The 16,157-nt window shown below is 51.8% G+C and carries 12 protein-coding genes; 10 read left to right on the plus strand and 2 right to left on the minus strand.

Annotated elements, in window-relative coordinates; all coding sequences use genetic code 11:
- Together AB4Y96_RS05700 and AB4Y96_RS05705 are read left to right on the plus strand one after the other, a co-directional pair.
- Positions 1–3,993, plus strand: coding sequence for a non-ribosomal peptide synthetase (locus AB4Y96_RS05700; RefSeq protein ID WP_441916208.1), 3,993 nt, complete (start codon positions 1–3; stop codon positions 3,991–3,993).
- 36 nt (positions 3,994–4,029) lie between these two features.
- Complete coding sequence (locus tag AB4Y96_RS05705) at positions 4,030–5,376, plus strand: lysine N(6)-hydroxylase/L-ornithine N(5)-oxygenase family protein (RefSeq protein ID WP_441916209.1); 1,347 nt, start codon at positions 4,030–4,032, stop codon at positions 5,374–5,376.
- Between the two features lie 4 nt (positions 5,377–5,380).
- On the opposite strand, the gene AB4Y96_RS05710 is transcribed toward AB4Y96_RS05705, so the two are convergent.
- Entirely contained in the window at positions 5,381–6,139 is a 759-nt protein-coding gene (locus tag AB4Y96_RS05710; RefSeq protein WP_441916210.1) for a 4'-phosphopantetheinyl transferase family protein, read from the minus strand.
- Positions 6,140–6,166: 27 nt separating this feature from the next.
- Positions 6,167–7,066, minus strand: a complete 900-nt coding sequence (locus AB4Y96_RS05715; RefSeq protein WP_441916211.1) for an alpha/beta hydrolase — start codon at positions 7,064–7,066, stop codon at positions 6,167–6,169.
- Between the two features lie 442 nt (positions 7,067–7,508).
- Between AB4Y96_RS05715 and AB4Y96_RS05720 the strand changes: the two genes are divergently transcribed.
- The 8 genes from AB4Y96_RS05720 to AB4Y96_RS05755 all read left to right on the plus strand — a co-directional run bounded on the left by AB4Y96_RS05720 (position 7,509) and on the right by AB4Y96_RS05755 (position 16,146).
- Positions 7,509–7,781 carry a hypothetical protein gene (locus tag AB4Y96_RS05720; RefSeq protein ID WP_091882789.1) on the plus strand — a complete coding sequence of 91 codons (273 nt, stop codon included), beginning with the start codon at positions 7,509–7,511 and terminating at the stop codon, positions 7,779–7,781.
- Between the two features lie 647 nt (positions 7,782–8,428).
- Positions 8,429–9,265 carry a helix-turn-helix transcriptional regulator gene (locus AB4Y96_RS05725; protein WP_441916212.1) on the plus strand — a complete coding sequence of 279 codons (837 nt, stop codon included), beginning with the start codon at positions 8,429–8,431 and terminating at the stop codon, positions 9,263–9,265.
- A 45-nt stretch (positions 9,266–9,310) separates the two neighbouring features.
- Positions 9,311–10,531: a polysaccharide biosynthesis/export family protein gene (locus tag AB4Y96_RS05730; protein ID WP_091882798.1), complete on the plus strand. Its 1,221-nt coding sequence runs from the start codon at positions 9,311–9,313 to the stop codon at positions 10,529–10,531.
- Between the two features lie 112 nt (positions 10,532–10,643).
- Positions 10,644–11,507 (plus strand): FkbM family methyltransferase, encoded by an 864-nt coding sequence (locus tag AB4Y96_RS05735; protein WP_441916213.1) that lies wholly within the window; start codon positions 10,644–10,646, stop codon positions 11,505–11,507.
- A 93-nt stretch (positions 11,508–11,600) separates the two neighbouring features.
- Positions 11,601–12,893, plus strand: a complete 1,293-nt coding sequence (locus AB4Y96_RS05740; protein ID WP_091883175.1) for a glycosyltransferase family 4 protein — start codon at positions 11,601–11,603, stop codon at positions 12,891–12,893.
- A gap of 8 nt (positions 12,894–12,901) precedes the next feature.
- Complete coding sequence (locus tag AB4Y96_RS05745) at positions 12,902–14,053, plus strand: hypothetical protein (RefSeq protein ID WP_441916214.1); 1,152 nt, start codon at positions 12,902–12,904, stop codon at positions 14,051–14,053.
- Between the two features lie 148 nt (positions 14,054–14,201).
- On the plus strand, positions 14,202–14,906 hold the full coding sequence (locus AB4Y96_RS05750; protein ID WP_441916215.1) for an outer membrane protein: 705 nt from the start codon (positions 14,202–14,204) through the stop codon (positions 14,904–14,906).
- 58 nt (positions 14,907–14,964) lie between these two features.
- Positions 14,965–16,146, plus strand: coding sequence for a Hint domain-containing protein (locus tag AB4Y96_RS05755; protein ID WP_091882807.1), 1,182 nt, complete (start codon positions 14,965–14,967; stop codon positions 16,144–16,146).
- Positions 16,147–16,157: the final 11 nt, after the last annotated feature.

Consider the following 16,157-nt stretch of genomic DNA (forward strand, 5'->3'; position numbering starts at 1 on the left):
ATGAACAAACTATTCGCTCAACCTGATACCAATGAGCCTGTTTCCATGGATGACATCGCCAATAGCCCTGTCGAAAGCTTTCCGCTGACGCTGGCACAAAAGCGCATCTGGTCACTTGAGCAGATCGGCAACAGCACGGTCTTCCCGTTTCAGATTCTTTCCTTGCAATGGAATGAAACGGTTGATCTGGATCAGTTGCAGACCGCATTGAATGCTTTGGCACACCGCCACAGTGCCCTGCGCACGCGCTTCCGCCGTTTTGCTGGTGGCCGCATCGAACAGTTCTCCATTCCGGGTGATCTTCCATCAAATGAGAGTGTCGGCAGCGACGGCAATCCTTTGACCCAGACGGAAATCGAAGACGCTAAAGGCGGCTTTGTTGCCCGTCCTTTCGATCTCCTGAATGGCGTTTCCGCCCGCAATCAACTGATTGTCGGAAGCAAGGGCCGGTTGGTGTCGACTATCGTCCTGCATCCGATTGTCTGTGACGAAGCGGGGCTCGCGATCCTGCGCAATGATCTCATTGCACTGGTCGAAGGCAAGGAATTGCCGGGGCTTTCCGAGAACGCTCTTCAGCGCGGCGTGCGCGAGGAGGAGTGGCTGGATAAGCCGGAATTCTCGGCAGCACTCACCCATTGGCGTGATCTGATTGGTGAAGAATACAACGCCACGACACTGCCCACCCGTTTCAATGCAACAGGGTATGCCGGTGCCAAGCGCAAGCATGCCTCTTTCGCTTTGGATGCTGAACTGTGGACCAGCATTGCGTCCTATGCCCAATGGAAAGGCTTCAAAGCTGAACATCTGCTTTCTGCAGCCTTTGCCGTTCTCCTGGCGCGCTACAGTGGCAACTATGCCCTGCAATTTGGCACATTGCTTGGCTCCGGCAATGAGATCGACCGGTCAACGATTGCACGCACAGAACAGATTCTGCCGCTCAAATTTGAATTCACCTCACGGACAGCATTTCTTGATGTGTGCAAAGCGTTGGTCTCATCCATCGCCGTCGGAACAGACCATCTTGTTCCATTCGAACGCCTTGTTCAGGAAATTCAGACGCATGAAGAGCGGGAACAGGACGCCATCGTCAAATCCCTGTTCGAATTCCGCCAGCCGGTATTGCATTCGGCATTGGCTGATAACCAAGCGCCATCGATTGCTCCGCGCTCCGACGCCGAGCTTGCGCTGGTCCTCACGCCGAATTCGGAAGGCGGACTTGCCGGGCTGTTCGACTACGCCGAAGATATTTACGAACCCGCACTGATCGAACGTGCCGCCATTCATTTCGGCCGCATCCTGTCTCAGGCCATTACCGGCGAACAGGTTCGCATCAAGGATATCGAACTCATTACCGATGACGAACTCCTTGTTCTCTCGGCCCCCTATGATGATGACGGCATTAATGATGATCGCGCCGTGCATGAACATATCGCTACCCATGCACAGCGGACGCCTGACAAAACTGCCGTCATCTTTGCTGATGAAATCTGGAGCCACAGCAAGCTTGACCGGAGCGCCAATAAACTGGCGCACCGGCTGATCAAACTTGGCGTTGGCGCTGATATCAGCGTCGCGATTGCCGTCAAACGCTCTCCTGAAGCAATCGTTGGCATTCTTGCCACGCTCAAGGCTGGTGGTGCCTATATTCCTGTCGAGCCTGATCATCCGACCAGCCGCAACCATCACATCCTGCGCGATGGCGGCGTAAAAGTCATTCTGACCCATAGCTGGCTGCTTGATCGCATTCCGGAAGGGCTTGATGCGGTTATTCTGGAGCTGGACAAGCTTGATCTTTCGGAAGAACCGGACAGCGTTCCGGATGTGAAAGTTCACAAGGATCAGCTTGCCTACATCATGTACACATCCGGTTCCACCGGCCTGCCAAAGGGCGTTGCCGTCGAACATGGTCCGTTGACCCATCACATGCAGAACACGTCGCGTGTTTACGGCATGAGCGAAGAATCGCGCGAGCTGCCCTTTCTGCCTTTCAGCTCCGATGGCGGACACGAACGCTGGATGAATCCACTGATGGAAGGTGGCAGCATTATTCTGCCTGATCAGCCATTGTGGACACCCGAAGAAACCCTGACCGCCATGCGCAAGCATGGGGCCAACAATGCCAGCATTCCGACAACCTATCTCCAGCAATTGGCGGAATGGGCTGATCTGACCGACAGTGCCCCACCGATGCGCCTCTATTCCTTCGGTGGCGAGGGCCTTGCCCAGCAGACGTTTGATCTTCTGTCCACGGCATTGAAATCCGAATGGCTGATCAATGGCTATGGGCCAACAGAAACCATCATGACGCCGATGGTGTGGAAGGTGCGCGCCGGACAGAAGTTCGAAGGCACTTATGCACCAATCGGACGGGCTGTTGGCAATCGCCGCGTTTATGTTGTTGATCCTGATCTCAACCCCTGCCCCATCGGCGTAACAGGTGAACTCTTCATTGCGGGTGAAGGCATGGCACGCGGCTACATCGGTAAGGCCGATACGACGGCTGACCGTTTCATCCCCGATCCCTTTTCCAAAGAAGGTGGCCGTCTCTACCGTTCCGGCGATCTGACACGCTGGCGCGAAGACGGGACAGTCGAATTCGTTGGCCGTGTTGACCATCAGGTCAAACTGCGCGGCTATCGCATTGAGCTTGGCGAAATCGAAGCTGCCCTGCTTCAATTGGACGGCGTTGGTGAAGCTCTGGTTGTCCTGCGGGACGATGATGCAACCAAACAGAAAATGCTGGTTGCTTATGTGGTGCCAAAGCAGAGTATCGAGCTGGATATCGTTGACATGCATTCAGCGCTGGAACGCATGCTTCCCGCCTATATGGTGCCTTCAGCCATTGTTCCGCTTAAGGCGATGCCAATCAACCCGAACAGCAAGCTCGACCGGTTTGCACTACCAGCACCGACACCGATGCAGCGGAACATTGTCGAGCCGGAAAATGCGTCCGAAGAGGAAATCCGGGATATCTGGCAGGAAATCCTCAAGATCAGTCCGATCAGCGTCGAAGATAATTTCTTCGCCATTGGCGGTAACTCGCTGGGTGCCATCCGTATTCTCTCAACTTTGCGCCAGCGCAAGCCGCAGAACCGGACGACGATTGCCGATCTCTTCAACAATCCGACAATCCGCTCTTTTGCCCAAATTGTTGAAAACGGGAATGATCAGGCGGGCAGTGAAGTGATCGTGCTGCGTGCATCAGGAACCAAGCCGGTTCTCTATTGCTTCCCCGGTCTGCTCGTCAGCACGCGCGAATATGTCAAGCTTGTCGATTATCTCGGCGCTGATCAGCCAGCCACCGGTTTCATCTGCTATTCGCTCTCCGAACAGAAGGAAATCGGCTCGTCGGTCGACGATATTATTCAGGGCTATGTGGATTACATCCGCCGCGAAAGCAAAGGCCAGCCCTGCTATTTCCTCGGTTGGTCGTGGGGCGGTCTGCTTGCCTATGAAACCGCGCGCAAGCTTGGCGATGAGATAGATCTGCGTCTGATTACAATGGTTGATGTCTGCGATCTCGGCACGGAATTCGCCATCGGCGCCAAGCCGCGATTCAAGCCGGGCGAACGCGATCAGCTGCACGCGACCGTGCAGGAATGGTTGTCACGAACAGCCATGCGCGGTGAATGGGACCGCCTGCTCAACGTCATGGATGAGGATACCTACGAGCAGTTCCTGCGCTTTGTCGGTGACGAAAAGGATGAGCTGCCGACAGATGGTCCTGACATCAGCAGCCGCGAACATACGTTCTGGATTCTCATCGACAACGCCCTGATTTTCAGGCGTCACGAACTGCAGCCGCATGATGTGCCGATCCATTCATGGGCGGCCGATGACAGCCTCAATCGGGGTCTCAACCTGATCGACTGGCGGCGCTACTCCCCGCGGGCAAATCCGGCGGAAATTATCTCTGGCACCAACCATCTGCACGTAATCGGATCACAGGCATTCCACAGCCGTCTCTCCCACCGGCTGGACGAGGCCCGATAGGGCCCTTTGGAATCAAGATCACGGAAAGGAATTCTGATGACTGCCATGTTTGCGAACAATGATCATCTGCGTCAGCCGAACGAAACCCTCGATCTGGCGGGTATCGGTGTCGGACCTTCCAACCTGAGCCTTGCTGCCCTGCTCGACAGTGTAGAACAGGTAAAGGCACATTTTTACGAACGCCGGGCCAGTTTTGACTGGCACCCCGGCATGATGCTGCCCGATGTCGAGCTGCAATCATCTTACCTCAAAGATCTTGTCACCCCCGTGATGCCGACCAATCCCTGGTCTTTTGTGGCTTATCTCGTGGCACATAAGCGTCTCTACGCTTTTCTGAATGCCCATTACGACGCTGTACCCCGACGTGAATTCGCGCAGTATCTGGCATGGGTGGCGGGACAGCTCGACAATGTTTCTTTTGATGCCACTGTTCGCGAGGTCAAACACGAGAAGGACCGGTTTGTTGTGCAGTTCGACAATGGCAGCGTCGCCGCCAAGAACATTGTTCTGGGAACAGGAACCAGCCCATTCGTGCCGTCTTGGGCAACACCATTCCTTGGCGAGCGCTGCTTCCACAACTCCGAAGCCAAATTCCGCCTGCCGGACCTTGATGTCAAGCGTGTCGCCGTTATTGGTGGTGGCCAGAGCGGTGGTGAAGTGGTCGAGTCTCTGCTTAATGCGAAAGTGGGATTGAAGGAACTCAATTGGTTCAGCCGTCGGCATAACTTTGAACCGATCAACGACACCGCGTTTTCCAATCAGGTGTTTTCGCCTGAGTATGTCTACGCCTATCTCAATTTGAACAATGACCAGAAACTGGAAGCGCTTAAAGCGTCGATCCTCACCAGCGACGGCCTTTCGCATTCTACCATCAATTCGATCTATCGCCGACTCTACAGCCTGCGTTATCTCGAAGGCCGTGACATTGAGGCCAAGCTCTCGCCCAATCGTGACGTCATTCAGGTCGAGGCGGACAAAGACGGCTACCGTCTGATCGTACGTAACCGCTTCGATGGCGGCGTCGAGGTTGCTCACGCTGATGCGATCATTCTTGCGACGGGTTATCAGTTCAAGCTGCCAGAAGCGCTGTCCGGATTGCAGGACCGTATTCAGCTCGACAGGAACAGCCGGCCAGCACTCAATGACGAGTATTGCCTCAACTGGAATGGGCCGAAGCAGAACCGCATTTTTGCCCAAAATGCCGGACGCTATAGCCACGGTATTGCCGATTCACAGCTCAGCCTGATGGCATGGCGCAGCGCCCACATCATCAATTCGCTGACCGGACAAGAGCATTTTGATCTGGAGCCGCATGACTCGCAGGTCAACTGGCTGTCGAGTGGTCATGAAACACTCGGTCAGTCCATCGCCGTAGATTACTAGGTCGTCAAATCTGATCGGGAAAACGGTGCTGGCGAAACACCAGCGCTGCCCGCTCCGATTGTGCGGAAACGGCGATCACGTGGCCGCCCGGCGAACGAAAAAGACGATGATGCCAACCGGCGTCATCGTTTGATAGATTCTGTTCAATGCGAATGGTCTTTGTATCGCGTTCGAGCCGTACATTCAGGCGGTTCGGGTCAACGATCAGCCCGTCTCCCGTAGCTTTCAAAAAACTCTCCTTCAGGGTCCAGTACGTCAACAGCAATGATTGACGCTCTGCTCCCTGGAGCGCGGATAACGTTGCAAGCTCGCTGGCCGAACAGATGAGTTGCGCCGTCTCTTCTTCAAGTAACGAAGAATGTATTTCTGCATCTATACCAACAACGGTACAATCTCGACTGATCGCAAGGATTGATAGATCTTCCGTATTACTCAGATTGAACGTCAATGCAGTTTTGTCTGCAAGATATGGTTTGCCGTGCTCTCCAACCGCGATACGCAAATCCTCGGCGGCTATTCCTGCGTAAGACGACAATATGGTGCGCTGCAGATAGCGCCCGGCCATAAAACCGATACTATCTTTCTCAAATCGAAAGGCCGTCGCACGATCCTGTTCTTCACGCGTTAAACGCGACTTGATCTTGACCCAATCGGTCTGGCCAACCGTATGGGGCCACCACCAGATATCGATTGCTGGATGGTGTTCTCGAGTGGGCGTAGCGCTCGCTTCGGGCATATCCAAGAGAAGATCATATGGCAGCATCTCGCCTGCATCCTTCCCTTGGTAGCACTACGATATCAGGTGTGGTTTCACAATTGCAAAGGCCGTCTGAACCGCACGATTGACCGCGACCGGCAGCAGCGACATGTGATTCTCACCCGCATAAATCTCGAATTCTGTCCGAATTGGCCGGTCCGGCAAACGGTTCAACCGGTTCATAAGTTCGACGGAATAATCATTGTTTCGCGTGATCTTCTTTTGCGTCAACCGATCTGCCTCATCAGCAGCGCCGCGCTGGAACGGTGCCAGTTTGTCCGTTTCATACTCCCCGCACGAAAGAAAAAGTTCGGCACCGGGCCGGGTTGCAGGCGTTGCTTCAAATCGAGGCAAAAATTCGTTAATCGCGCAATTCTCCCAATAGATGGAAGCACTTGCCGCAATCCAGGTCGTAAAGGCCGCAGGGCGTGTAAAGAGACTGTAGAGTACGAAGAGCCCGCCAAAGGAATGGCCGAAAATCGCCTGGCGATTACGATCAATGGGAATATCAGCCTCAATCATGGGCTTTATCTGGTCTTCAACAAACGTCAAAAACTCTTCTGAACCTCCGGTTCTGACTTCCGGGCTGTTCTCATAGAACGGTGGATAGCTCTGTCCAGGTGGCGGCCCGAGGTCCCATGAACGCCTCAGCGGGTCATAGGCCCCATCAACCGGATAACCGATCGTAACAATGACACCGTAACACACATTGGTCCCAGCGGGATAACACGCCTGTGCCCGCATCGCATCAACAGCAGTACCGATGACCGCATTGCCGTCGGTCATATAGAGTATTGGCCATCCATCCTTTGGCGGCTCTCCGCCCGGGCGGTAGACGAATATACGGTAAGTCTGGCCATTGTGATTCGAAACCACGTCGTGAAAGGTGGTATCGCCAATCGTGACCAATGATGAATTGGGAAATGCTGTCATTATTCCATATCTTGCGAAGATCGAAGGACGGGTCTTCCACCGCTTAACGGCGCAGAACGCTTTGGTTGGTTATCCTGTTATTAAACATGAACATAATGGTCAATATTTATTCTGCGCCGTTGAACGTCACTTTTCAACGGAACATGGCTGACACAATCGCTTATGATTCAACAGCTGTGTTCGCAGCAATCACCGATTACGAAGCTGTTTGCGATCACACTATTGTTAAATGCCCCGAGAGCATAAGATTTGCTATGAAAAACAGTCCCGCTAACCATATATTCGTTTCCTATAAAACGATTCTGGAAATCTCTTGCAGCAAAGCAGTTAATTTCAGATGTTTACTCTGATTTGAAAACCTTCTCTCTTCAATTATATATATGGTTTACATAGTAACTAATGGTTTTGCCTTGGAATGATCGAACGAAGTGAGATGCGATTTATGAATACACATGAAAAACTTATAGAATCCATCGCAAAGGCGATCCATACGCAGAAGTATACTGGCAGCCAGAGCTGGGACAGTATTCCGGATTTCGTCCGCCAAACGTATCGGGAATATGCGAAAGCCGCGCTGCCCATAGTGTATAGCGTTATGCGGGACCCCACCAACGAGATGATCGATGCCGCTAACCGAGCCCGGCCGTCTGTGACATCAAGAACTATTCAGGCCGCCGTTGATGCCTCACCTCTCAATCCGAACGGCAAGCTCTAAATCGCAGCAATCGAGAGAATCAGTGTTGCGATGCAGCACATGCTCTTGCTGAAAAGCAGATTCATCCCCAACGCAGCCACATGGTTGCCAAGGCCTGTCCTCTTTATGGCTTTCGCTGATTAACATGCGATCCATACAAGATGGGGGGCTTTTATCTGTCGTGCATTTCGTTCATTTCTGTAAAAATATACACATCACGACAAATCGTTATTATAAACGCCAGTTTTCTAACGTTTTCGTCAATATACATGTTGAAAATAATGTTCAAACCTCTCATTTGTGAAACAATTGTTTTGTATTGTATGGGATAGATAAATTTGTCTTTAAATTTCACATTAATCAAATAAGCTAAAAAACTTGGAAGGCAAATTTCTTTAGTTGCTATTTCTGTAAAGTTTCTCGTAATCTGGAATTCCTTGAATGTCTAAAGTTTATCATGGACTTTCGTTCTAGAAGTTGCTTGAAGGTATTTGGGTTTTTTCGGGGGAGAAATGTATAAAAATCCTATGGAACGTTCTGAATACAGATCTCTTTCGAGTTCAAGTGACGACATATCCAGTAACATTGAGAAGATTGATGATAACTGGCGCTGGTCTAGTTTCCCGGACGACCAGGGCCGCTATGGATTTAAACGCCAAATATGCACCTTGCAGCAGACATCTATTGTATATGGCGAGACAAGCGGCCGTCTTGAAGTCGTTTCAAATGGTGTAGGCGCAACATTGAGCTTCGTTTTCATGCTCAAAGGCGCGATTGATCTTATCGATACAAAAAACCGGAAAATACAAAACATCGCTGCCGGAAGCGCAACCAGTGTGTTTGATCGTCCCGGCGTCAAGGCAAAATTTTATCCCGGCAGCACCTGGGTGACCTATCTTGTGCCGGTACCAACCCTGCGTGAACATTTTGAACGGCTGATGCGGCGGCCTTACTTTCAGGAACTGGCATTCTCGCCGTTGCACGATTTCCGTACCGGTAGCGCTTCTGCACTCTATCAGACGCTTTGCTATGTCAGTGAAGACATTGCAGCGGCTACCAGTTCCGGGCGGGAAGTCCTCGCTGGCGTATATGAACGGTTGTTGCTTGCCAAACTGTTCATGACCAAGCCTGACAATGTCAGCGCGTTGAACAATCAATCCTCACGCAGAATTTCGCCCCGCTATCTGCAGAGTGCGGAAGCATTCATGCGGGAAAACATTCATAATTCGATAACGCTTGATGACATTGCAGCCGCTGCCGGATGCAGTTCGCGTGCCCTGCAACGAATGTTCAAGGAATATCGCGACACCAGCCCCATGCATATTCTGTGCGAATACAGATTGTCGGCAGCACATGATGCAATCGTCAGCGGGAGTGCCAGGAACGTAACTGATCTGGCCATGCATCTTCAGTTTTCAAATCCCGGGCGCTTCTCGTCCCTGTACCGGAATGCATATGGAATGAGTCCATCGGCAATGATGAGATTCCATGAAAAGAGCGCGTAAGACATGCTGAGAATGCGAGTTGGACTTTCACTCCCGATAGACGTGATGCCACAGCATCTCCTTTTCCGGCATATTGGACCAAAGAGACCAGTATCGGCAGGGTTGCTTATTTCAACGGCGATTGCATTATCTCTGTCGGGCTGCGCTCTCCCCAGTTCCGGCCCTTCAGCAAAGCAGGTTATTGAGCAACGGAAAACTGAGACCCGTACCAACTATGCGATGGTCGATGTCAACAATGCCGTTCTTTCGTATGCGGCGACGCGTCCACGCGAGAGTCTGATCAATCGCTTTGGTGCAGGACCACGCACAAGTGATTTACGCATTGCGGTCGGTGACGTGGTTGGTGTCAATCTTTGGGAAGCCCCTCCCGGCAGTCTCTTTGGTGGCAGTATCACGTCATCTGGCCTGCAGCAGTCGACCGGTGGATCAACGGCCATCCCGCCGCAAACGGTTTCGGGGGACCGCACCATTGCCGTTCCCTATGCAGGACGCATTACGGTAGCAGGCCGTACACCTTCGGAAGTAGAGCGCCAGATCGCAGCTGCGCTTGAAGGCAAAGCGGTCCAGCCTCAGGCTCTCGTGACGATCCAGAGAAGCACGGCAAACTCAGTAACTGTAACTGGAGAGGTTGCTTCTGGCGCACGTATTTCCCTATCAGGCGCAGGAGAGCGTGTGCTTGATGCCATCGCCTCTTCCGGCGGCATCAGGGCGGCGGCGAGTGAGAGCATCATCAGGTTGACGCGCAATGGTACCACAGCCCGCATTCCCTTTGACGTGCTTATCGAAAACCCTGCGGAGAATATCAGGCTAAAATCCGGGGACCTCATTACAGTTGTGCGTGAACCGCGTACCATCCTCGTGTTGGGTGCAGCCGGTCGCAATGCAGAAATTCCATTTGAAGCGTCCCGTATCTCGATGGCCGATGCACTTGCAAAAGCGGCAGGCCTCAATGACAATCGCGCCGACGCCAATGGCGTTTTCGTCTTGCGCTATGAACTCTCATCTGTCGCGCGCAGGTTCCTTGCTGCCGGCAATCCACTTCTCAACTCCGGTGAGTATGTTCCTGTCGTTTATCGCTTCAACATGAAGGATACGAGCACGTTGCTGGCCATGCAACGCTTCGAGATGCAACCTCGGGATGTCATTTATATCGCCAATGCTTCCGGCGCCGAATGGCAAAAGGTTATGGCAATCTTCCAGGGCATCGCTTCACCGGCCATGTCTGCCACGTCAATTGGTATAAGCGCAGCAGCTGTAGGGAAGTAACCATAATTAAGGAGACTACATTCTAAGCATCCGTCTTGTGGGATACTAATATAACTGAAACTATCACTGTCCTACGCTTCCCGTTTAGGAACAGCTCTAGTGAGAATGCATCATGCCATCCCAGTCGTTGCTCCATCTCCACGAGATTGCAAATTTCAAGCGCCAGGACCTGGAAATAGCGGTTCAAAATCTCGCACGCAGTGCATATCTGGGCGATTACACAGCGATTGTACGTATCCTGGGACGTTACAAGTTTTACATTGATACCCGCGATCGCGGTTTCGGATCACATCTCCTTCTGGACGGCTACTGGGAAATCTGGCTGACGCAATTTTGCGCACGTAACATTCAGGCGGGAATGGTCGTTGTCGATGTGGGCGCCAATTTCGGTTATTATTCCGTTCTGCTCGCGGAGCTTGTTGGCGCTACGGGAAAGCTCATAGCGGTGGAGCCAAACCCGCATGCCATGGACTTTTTGAAACGTAGCATCGATCTCAATGGCTTTTTACGCCGGACACATTTCGAGCAAAGCATTCTCAGCGATGAAACAACAGGTGCCGCACCTTTATTCGTGCCGCATCACGAGCCAAAAAATGCAACGGTTGTGGAACCTCACTTTGTCGCGAACCCATTGATTGGTTCCATCATTGATGTTCCGGTGACGACAGTCGACCAGCTCTGTAAATCATATGATCGCGTCGACTTCATCAAGATTGATGCGGAAGGTGCCGAACAGCGCATTTTCGGTGCAATGGAAGAAACCATAGCCCGCCACAAACCGATGATCGTGGTGGAGTTCAATGTCGAGAGATATACAAACGGTGAGGAATTTATCAGTCGGCTGACAGCTGTATATGGCACATTGCGCCGACTGGATTTCAAGGGGAAAGCACATATCGTGTCACCTCAGGAGCTTCTTACAAAAAACGTTGGAGAGGACTGGCTGCTTGTGGTGTCGGCCCAGGAGCCGGCGTGAGCTGGGAATTTCACACTTGAACGACTTAATGCCCTTATCCCGAAAGGAAGCCCGTTGGTAAAAACCATATTGTATGATGGTCTGAATCTATCCATGCAAAAGGGAACCGGCGTTGCCACTTACACCCGCGGCCTGATTCAAACCGCACGCGAACTTGAATACAAAACCGGCATTGTTCATTCCGTTCAGGGGAAACTCCCGAAAGACCCGGCGCTTAGGGAAGTGGTCCTCTTTGATGACAATTCAAACCGGAAACTTACGCCTGTTGCACTTGGGCGACGCTGGATGCGGCGGCGCATTGCCGCGCCAATGGGCGTCACCCCAACGCCCATCCCGCTAACGGGCACGGTGATTGTAAAATCATTGCAGGGAAATCTGATGGGGTCAGAATTTCTCTATGCAAATAACGACCTTTTTGCCCTCGCCCGCCATCACTTCAAAGCCTTCGGGAAAAGCCTGCCGCTTTCGTTCGACAAGGCCCCGGATCTTCTTCATTGTACCTATCCATTGCCACTCAGGGCACGCAAGGGTCTGAATATCTGCACCATTCACGATCTGGTACCGCTGCGTCTGCCATACCTGACGGAAGACAACAAACGATATCATTACAAGCTTCTGCGGCATCTGACAAAATCGGCAGATCACATTGTTACGGTCTCCGAAACGTCCAAACGGGATATCGTCAAGATTCTTGGTGTCGATGAAAAACGTGTCACCAATACATATCAAGCCGTCCACGTGCCGCTCGATTTACGTGATAAGCCTCAGGATGTGGCAGCGGATGAGATTGCAGGTATTTTCAATCTCGACTGGAAGAAATATTTTCTGTTTTTTGGAGCTTTTGAACCAAAGAAAAATCTCTCCAGACTGGTAGAGGCTTATCTTTCAGCCAAGGTTGATCTGCCGTTGATCATCGTTGGCGCGCCTGGCTGGAAGGGCGATCAGACACAGCTTTTGATCGATGACGAGCGGTTTCGCTTCTATGCACAAACTGAAAACCGGATTGTCCCCGGGCGCCGCATTCATCGCTTTGATTTTGTATCCTATTCTCTTCTCATCAGTCTGGTACGCGGCGCGCGTGCGGTTCTCTTTCCTTCCCTGTATGAAGGCTTCGGGCTTCCCGTCCTTGAATCGATGCAGCTCGGAACGCCGGTTCTGACGTCCACGGAAGGATCTGTCCCCGAAATTGCAGGCGATGCTGCGCTGCTGATTGATCCATATGACACAGATTCTTTGCGCAATGCCGTCAAAGCACTTGCCCGCGACAGCGATCTTTGTGACCATCTCGCTACATTAGGACCGAAACAGGCCGAACTTTTTTCGCCGGCGCGCTACTCTCAGGCTGTCAATTCTCTCTATGACAGCCTCTTCAATGGAGGAGTGTGAATATATCGATGACTCTTCTGGTCGCGTTGGGGATGCCAGGTATTATGTCGTTCTGGGGCAATTTTGCCCTCGGCGTCATCGCAAGCGAAGTATTCGACGATCATTGCATGTTCCATGTGGAAACGCTGGAAGACATCCAAAATGCATGGAAGAACCGGACCAGTGAGAATGTCATTGTAACATCTCACTATCCGGATGCCGGATTGTCAGCATTTTTACTGAAAACAAATGCCCCTTATGTGGTTTTCAGCGAAAATGCGGTGGATTCCGTTTCCTATCTCGCCCGCCAGCTTGCGCGGGAGGACATTGGACTTATCCGCTCTGTATCCGCGAGCATTGCATGCATCTCCCAAGTACGGGCACATCCCTTCCTGATTAATTTGGATCGCGAGAAGCTCGGTGCGGTTCCAATCCATCGTATAATAGCCCAGATATGCCGCCAGCTTCGTATTTCCCTGACGTCTTCAGCTATGGTGCGGTGCTTGAAGCAACTGGGCATGGACAATGTCGATTCCGCAACGCAAGTTGACCAGATACCGACCCTGGAAAAATCGGCCCAAATCAATCCTTTTTATGCGGCTCCCGGAGCAAATCCGACAAATGTATCGGAAAATCTACTGGAGATTGCCCGGAGTGTCGTTCAACCGTTCGATGGCAAATTGATAAAGGATCAGGTTTCGTCACTGACATGGCCCCAGGAGAGCTTCCTGCTGGCGGACAAAGGGGGTGAGCCTTCCGAAGGCGAGATTGAGCTTGTCGGCCGAGCGCGCTGTCTGGTCTACGGCCCCTATTTCCATCTTCCTTCAGGCGAATGGAACGCCAAGTTTTCCCTCGGTATCGAGCATAATGTTTATGGACAGATCTTTACGATCGAGGTCCATAGCGATGGGCTGTTGAGCAAAATTCGCGTGCGACCGTCAGGAACGGGTTCCTTTGCCGCTGAAGCCGCCTTCCGTATCGATAGTCCGAAGACCCCAATCGAAATCCGCCTCTTCACGGATAGTGGCTCTATCGAAGGTTCGATTGCCTACTGGTTTGTCGAATTGAGCCCTATCGATTTGAGCGCACCTRATTCTGAACACGCCGCCACGGATGTGGCTTTGGAACACGATCAAGATGCGATAGCAACGTCTGAAGAAACCGTTAACTACCCAGAATGATGTAGCTTTCGGCAATGCAATACATAATGCGCCACACATAGACATTCGGCGACTATATTTAGGTATTTCTCGATAATTAAAGTATATCTAGTATATATATTCTATGTCACTCTTCCCTTTGAAAGTTGGTCTTTTTAAGGTGGAAGTCATGCAGAAATTTGGTGCTATCGGTTTGTTCCTCGCAGCTACAGTATTGACGGGCAATGCCTACGCTGCGGATGCTGTCAGCGATACCGCTCCTCCGGAGGCAGTGTTCACTGAACCTGCTTTTACCTGGACAGGTTTTTATGCGGGTGTGAATGCTGGCTATGGCTTCGCTGGTGACGACGACGTTGGCTTGCGCACCGGTGGTGTATTCCTTGGTAAAATCGGCAAGCTGGAAAACAGCGGTTTTCTTGGCGGCGCTCAGATCGGCTACAACTACCAGATGAACAATTTCGTTCTCGGCCTCGAAGCAGATTTCCAGGGTGCTGATATCAACGATGATCTGTCGACGCGATTCCTGGGATCTGACGTTGACGCCCATTCAAAGATTAACTGGTTTGGTACAGTTCGGCCGCGCCTAGGCTACGCATGGGATCGCACGATGATCTATGGCACAGGCGGTCTTGCATTTGGCAATGTCAAATACTCGGTCGATGTCGATGGTGTGAACTACATTGATGAAAGCAAGACACGGGCAGGCTGGGTAGCCGGCGCTGGTGTGGAACATGCCTTTACGGATCACCTGACTGCCAAGCTTGAATATCAGTACATCAATCTGGGCAGCCGCACTGTTGGAGACAATGTACTGTCTACCGAGGCAACGTCTGACTTCCACAGCGTTCGCGTCGGCCTGAACTACAAGTTCTGACAACGTATTCTAAAGATACAAGAATAAACACTCAGCTCTTAACAGAGAGGGATTTGCTATGGCCTTGCTAAATGTTCAACTACTCCAGAACACAACAACTACAATTGACTCGTCCAATGCCAGTAATGGCGACACTGTTAGTCTTGGTCTTGTCTCCAACGCCACGCTGATCGTCAGTGGCGTTAACGTTGACATCACTGCCTTTGCCGGCGTGTCAGGCGTCACCAGCACCACGTTCCAAGTTGTCAATGGGGCCAACCTAACCGTTGATGCGCAGCTCGCATCCATTGGCGCGGGCTCCACTTTCCACTACAATATCGGCGCAGGCAGTTCTTTAACAATCAACTCTGCTCTGCTCGGGGTGGATGTTCTGCAGACAACTGTTGTTGATTTTGGTGGATCAACAGGGACAGGACATTTCACATATATCCCACCGACTATCGCTCTCTCCTTGAGTTCTACGCCAAGCATTATCAATGCAAGCGCAGGCGATCGCGTTACAGTGAACAACTCAAGTTCGGTCACTCAATCGGGAAATGTCATTACATTCCATGGCGGTCCGCTCGGTCTCCTGACACTGGCAACATATACAATTCCAGCCGGCGCTACATACAACTACGTTGATAGTACCGATACTCTGACGTTCGTTACACCCTGTTTCGTTCGAGGTACACTGGTAGCTACACCGGAAGGTCAGGTACCCGTTGAATGGCTCAAGGTTGGCGATATCGTCCTTAGCTTGAACAACGGTCCCGTACCTGTGACGTGGATCGGGAACCGGACGATCGATCCGAAAACACTTGATAAGCCTCGCAATGATTTGCCTGTGCGCATTCGCGCTGGTGCCCTTGCGGAAAATGTTCCGTCACGGGATCTTTCCGTTTCGCCAGACCATTGCATGTTCATCGGCGGCGCGCTTGTTCCGGCCAAGCTGCTGATTAATGGTACAACAGTAACCCAGGATATTACGCTTAATCTGATCGACTACTATCACGTCGAACTCGAAGCACATGACGTGATCTGGGCAGAAGGTGCACAGGCCGAAACCTATCTCGATCTTGGAAACAAGAGTGTATTCCTGGAGCCGGGTGTTCTGCAGTTTACTTCGGTAAAGGCGAAGGAAGCCAAAGCTTGCTATCCTCTTGCTTACTGGGGTCCTGCGGTCGACAGCGCACGCGCAATTGTCGCAGAACGCGAAGTTGCTCTTGGATATAATGCAGACGAAGCAAAAGCGTCTTAATATTGAAACAT

It is taken from the genome of Phyllobacterium sp. TAF24 (assembly GCF_052113785.1).
Lineage (GTDB): Bacteria > Pseudomonadota > Alphaproteobacteria > Rhizobiales > Rhizobiaceae > Phyllobacterium.

What these genes read in the sequence shown, in the direction of transcription:
- AB4Y96_RS05730 (WP_091882798.1), top strand. Translation starts at nt 9,311, where the DNA reads ATGCCACAGCATCTCCTTTTCCGGCATATTGGACCAAAGAGACCAGTA.
- AB4Y96_RS05755 (WP_091882807.1), top strand. Translation starts at nt 14,965, where the DNA reads ATGGCCTTGCTAAATGTTCAACTACTCCAGAACACAACAACTACAATT.
- AB4Y96_RS05720 (WP_091882789.1), top strand. Translation starts at nt 7,509, where the DNA reads ATGAATACACATGAAAAACTTATAGAATCCATCGCAAAGGCGATCCAT.
- AB4Y96_RS05740 (WP_091883175.1), top strand. Translation starts at nt 11,601, where the DNA reads ATGCAAAAGGGAACCGGCGTTGCCACTTACACCCGCGGCCTGATTCAA.
- AB4Y96_RS05700 (WP_441916208.1), top strand. Translation starts at nt 1, where the DNA reads ATGAACAAACTATTCGCTCAACCTGATACCAATGAGCCTGTTTCCATG.
- AB4Y96_RS05705 (WP_441916209.1), top strand. Translation starts at nt 4,030, where the DNA reads ATGACTGCCATGTTTGCGAACAATGATCATCTGCGTCAGCCGAACGAA.
- AB4Y96_RS05750 (WP_441916215.1), top strand. Translation starts at nt 14,202, where the DNA reads ATGCAGAAATTTGGTGCTATCGGTTTGTTCCTCGCAGCTACAGTATTG.
- AB4Y96_RS05710 (WP_441916210.1), bottom strand. Translation starts at nt 6,139, where the DNA reads ATGCTGCCATATGATCTTCTCTTGGATATGCCCGAAGCGAGCGCTACG.
- AB4Y96_RS05735 (WP_441916213.1), top strand. Translation starts at nt 10,644, where the DNA reads ATGCCATCCCAGTCGTTGCTCCATCTCCACGAGATTGCAAATTTCAAG.
- AB4Y96_RS05715 (WP_441916211.1), bottom strand. Translation starts at nt 7,066, where the DNA reads ATGACAGCATTTCCCAATTCATCATTGGTCACGATTGGCGATACCACC.